The 318-nt window shown below is 47.2% G+C and carries 1 protein-coding gene; it reads left to right on the top strand.

From position 1 onward, the window contains the following. Nucleotides 1-318: radical SAM protein (locus tag DW720_RS16085; protein WP_279221250.1), on the top strand; the 318-nt coding region annotated here is incomplete at both ends.

Consider the following 318-nt stretch of genomic DNA (forward strand, 5'->3'; position numbering starts at 1 on the left):
CGGGTGGTCATCGGTTCTGTGACAGATGGCTACAATCCACAGGAGGAGCAATTCGGGAATACCAGAAAACTTCTGGAGCAGCTGATCGGCAGTGACACAGATATTCTGATCTGCACAAAGTCGGATCTTGTGGTACGGGATATTGATCTGCTGAAGAAGCTTGGACGTGTAACCGTTTCATGGTCGATCAACACACTAGATGAAAATTTCAAGAACGATATGGACTCTGCTTCTAGCATTGAGCGCCGTATCTCTGCTATGAAGCAGGTATATGAATCAGGTATCCGTACAGTCTGTTTCGTATCCCCGGTATTCCCC

The organism is Clostridium sp. AM27-28, assembly GCF_003480955.1.
Classification (GTDB): domain Bacteria; phylum Bacillota; class Clostridia; order Lachnospirales; family Lachnospiraceae; genus Otoolea; species Otoolea fessa.